At 36.7% G+C, this 2,545-nt stretch carries 2 protein-coding genes; both read right to left on the bottom strand.

Annotated features, from left to right (window positions below; genetic code table 11):
* Window positions 1-36 precede the first annotated feature (36 nt).
* Window positions 37-801 (bottom strand): IS21-like element helper ATPase IstB, encoded by a 765-nt coding sequence (istB, locus tag ACY9Z2_RS18855; RefSeq protein ID WP_463611220.1) that lies wholly within the window; start codon window positions 799-801, stop codon window positions 37-39.
* A complete protein-coding gene (gene istA / locus ACY9Z2_RS18850) occupies window positions 798-2,366 on the bottom strand; it encodes an IS21 family transposase (RefSeq protein ID WP_463611219.1) in 1,569 nt (522 codons plus the stop codon). Before istA ends, istB begins: the two co-directional genes overlap by 4 nt.
* Window positions 2,367-2,545 lie beyond the last annotated feature (179 nt).

Below are 2,545 nucleotides of genomic sequence, written 5' to 3'. Positions count from 1 at the left end.
TGTGACCGTCAAGTAGAAAGACACAGTTTTTGCTGATTAATTTGGAACACTTTCTGTATCAAAAATCGTTTTACGGTGTTTCATTCGGTAACTATCACCATTAAGATGAATAATCTCTACCCTGTGTAGTATTCGATCCAATATGGCTGTGGTTATGGCTGGATCCCCTAAAAGTTCACCCCATTCCTTTGGTGCTTTATTTGAAGTTAAAATAATTGATGCTTGATCATGTAATTCATTAATTAAATGAAAGAAGATATTAGCTTCTTGTTGGTTCATAGCCATAAACATCAAGTCATCAATAATGATTAAGTCTGCCTGTCTTATTCTTTTAAGGCGCACTCTGGACTTTCTAGTTATTTCTTCCGTTTTTAACGCATGGACTAGTTCACCCATTGAAATAAAAATAACTTTATATCCCTGACCTATTGCCTGAATTCCTAGACCGATGGCCAGGTGTGTTTTACCTACACCTGGAGGGCCTAGTAGCACTAAATTGTATATTTGCTCTAGCCATGTAAGGTCAGAAAGCTGATTTAATTGTTTTTTGCTTAAAGATTGTTGTTCTTGTACATTAAACGCTTGAAGTGTTTTATATGTTGGAAACGCTGCCCATTTAAGCCTTTTTTCCATTTGTTTTTCTTCGCGCCGTTGCTGTTCATTTTCCATAACAGACATTAAAAATTTGGTATACGAAGCATCATCCTTTTCTGCTTGTTTGATTAACTCTGTGATATTATTCGACGTTTCAACGAAACGTAAGGTACGCATGATCGTTTGTAACTCTCCAAGTTGGCTCATGTATTATCACCTTCTAATATGGAATAATACTGTTTCATATCTCGTTTTTCGGAATTTGTGGTCATTATCCAACTCTCCGTTTTCACGGTTTCGTGTTTCTTAAAGCCGACCTCATTTGTTACTGTATCAGTATTCAATCGTTGGCGTTTCATATAATCAACGACATCGCTGAAATCTGTTGCACTAAATAACTTGCGTTCAACACATACGTTGATAGCTTGGTCAAGTATTATCCCATCGGTTGCTCTTGCGACCTTTGATATGATCTGTAATTGATCACGGATGTATCTCGGGTAATTTTCTCTGATTCTGGACAGAAATGCTTCGGCCAGTTCTTCATCCTTGAAATAGCTACTAACAGTTTTGATAAATTCATCGATACCTTTTGTTCTATCCCTCGTATGGTTTCGATCTTGAATTAATTTTCCTTTTTCTTGAGATAGTTTATGTTTGGCCAATATCTCTCCATCAGGGCAACAGATAATCAAGCTATGACCATCTGTTGGTGTAAGGAAGACCTCTGTATATTTATGAAAGCTTCCCAAAGGAAGAGAATATCGATTGGATAAATACCGTATGGTATTGTCCTTTCGGATAGACCTTGCTATACTTTGATTAAGGTTATGAAGAACAGTTATTTTGTTCTGGATCGGTTTTAAGTGTTGTTTTTCGAGAGCGAACACTTCAACCGGTCTTTTTTTTATGGTGTTGTGAATCTTGCTATTACCTGTTCGATTCAGCCACTCAATTCCTTGTTCATTCCATGAATCGAGGTTATGGAAAACACGATACTTCGCGAAATTCTTTTTTATGAAACCAATCACATTTTCTATTTTCCCTTTACTTTCAGGGTCTGCTTTTCTACATACATGAATAATCAATTTCTTCGATTCTTTGTAAATCTGAAACTCTCTAGTTAGAATCAAATCACCACTATTTTCACTTACTACAATCAAGTTATCCTGATCATAAACAAGTTCATTTGGAATTCCTTCAAACCATTCAAAAGCAAGTTCATGTGCTTCAATTACATCATTCGTGGTAAATGGTCTGTCTAACCAATACATATATTTATACCTAGAATGCGACAACACAAAAGCAATAAAATTAAGTTTAATAGTTCCTCCCATTGCTTTTTCATAGATTCCTTGCCCGAAGTCAACCTGAACCTGTTCACCCATTGGGCATTCTGGTAAAGCTTCATAAGTCCTTGGATTCGCTTCTTTTGGAATCTTGTAGTCTGTACGGAGTTCTCTTACATATGATCTGACTGTGCTTTCTCCTACCTTAAGCGAGGAATACTTTTCTAACAACCAATCCAAGACCTGTGCTGAACTCATATCAGGATGCTTTCTCAGCCAACTTAGAATTAATTCTTTGTAAGGATCTAATTTCTTCCTTCTCGTTTTTATGGACGCAGTCCACTCAGCCATATCATTCGGTTGTCTCTTTATATAACGATGTAACGTTGATCTTGATATACCTAACTTTTTGGCAGTTTTACTTTTGCTAAAACCTTGCTTTAAACATTGTTTTATTTCCATGTACACTTCCCACTTATCCACCTTCCGACCTCCAACACTATCTTGATATACATATCTATCATACAGTGTAAGAGGGAAAATTTTTAGATTGTTTTCTGGGGGAGGCCCCCGGGGGCCTCCCCCAGAAAACAATAACTCTCAGGCAGTAAAGTGTTCTATCTTATCTAGCAATAACTGTCTCATTTAGTTTAGCAGTCACA

Source organism: Virgibacillus sp. GM2-2 (genome assembly GCF_055329585.1).
This window is presented reverse-complemented; position numbering and strand designations above follow the sequence as displayed.